The organism is Sphaerochaeta sp. UBA5836, assembly GCF_002432845.1.
Lineage (GTDB): Bacteria > Spirochaetota > Spirochaetia > Sphaerochaetales > Sphaerochaetaceae > Sphaerochaeta.
Genome location: NZ_DJGW01000113.1, coordinates 27,158 through 28,455, shown reverse-complemented (window position 1 = coordinate 28,455; position 1,298 = coordinate 27,158). Strand labels below are relative to the sequence as shown.

2 protein-coding genes are annotated in these 1,298 nt (G+C 54.4%); both read right to left on the bottom strand.

The genetic code is table 11. From position 1 onward, the window contains the following. The coding region (locus B3F49_RS11490; RefSeq protein ID WP_293911216.1) for a cupin domain-containing protein at positions 1-332 on the bottom strand (332 nt) is incomplete at its 3' end. A gap of 15 nt (positions 333-347) precedes the next feature. Continuing rightward, a partial coding sequence (locus tag B3F49_RS11485; RefSeq protein ID WP_293911214.1) for a Gfo/Idh/MocA family protein occupies positions 348-1,298 on the bottom strand: 951 nt, incomplete at its 5' end.

Sequence of the window (1,298 nt, the reverse complement as noted above, 5' to 3'; positions counted from 1 at the left end):
TGGTCACCCCGCTCGGGAACAATGCAGATGAAGACAAACTTCTCATCTGAGGCATTGGAGACCTGGTGGTCGGCGTCATCAGGGACATAGGCCACCGAACCTGCCTTCAGCGGATAATCCTTGCCTTCCATGTACAGGTTTCCCTTCCCCTCGACTGCATAGATGATGTGCTGCCAGGGGTGGGAGTGGCGGGGAGCCTTTCCCCCTTTCTCCAGCGTAAACATTCTCATCACATGGTCTTTCCAGCCCTCCTTGGGACCGACCAAAACCTGCTTGGTGATATATTCGGAAATCTGTTTTTTCTCGATGAGGTCGCGATGTGATACAAACATGGTGAAATCTCCTCTCTAAAGTCTGCCGATCAGGCGGTCCAGAACAAAATCGGTTCTAGCCCCGGACTCTCCGGTACTGGGACAGGTCCCGTTGCCGAGGAGCTGGTCCACAATGGTCTGGATAAGCGGTTGGGCGACATGCTGGGGCGGCTGGGGGACGGCAATGGTCTGTACACCCTTTTCGGTTGCAACGGTAATGGGTTGGGCAATATCGAGTACGGAGTAGGAAATTCTTGCCTTTTCAAGGTAGATATGGGTGACATCCTCGTCCTTGAATGTATTGAAACACCACAGTCCGGTACCTGGAACTCCCTGCTCGGTCTTGAAGTGCCCGTACACCAGATCATCTGCATGATAGGCCCTGCTCTGGTTGAGTCCTTCCCCGCATGCCTCGACAATGGGGCCGAACATCCAGTCGATGAGGTCCAGGGCATGCGAGCCTACATCATGGAACTTCCCTCCCCCGGACACATCAGGGTGCACCCGCCAGGTTCCTCCGCCTTGCTTGTCCTCTTCCTTGATGGACTGCTGCATGAAAACATGCACAGCTCTTACATCCCCATACTGTTGGCTGTCTATCATGCTCTTGATCATCAGGTACTTGGGAAGTGCACGGCGATAGTAGGCACTGAAAAACGGTACCCCTTGTTGTTTGCAAAAATCGACCATTTCCCGGCTTTGGGACGAAGAGATTCCCAAGGGTTTCTCGCAGTACACCGGTTTGCCGCTTTGTGCGACCATCAGAGCATATGTGTAATGGGAGTCGGGATGGGTGGCGATATAGACGGCATCCACTTCCTGGTCATCGATGAGGTCTTGGGCGTTGTCGTACCATTTGGGAATTCCATGGCGGAGAGCATAGTCACGGGCTTTTTGGGGCGACCGGCTTGTGACGGCAACCAAGGTGGACCCCTCGGCTTTCTGAAATCCCGGGCCGCTCTTGACTTCAGTGACCGAACCGCACCC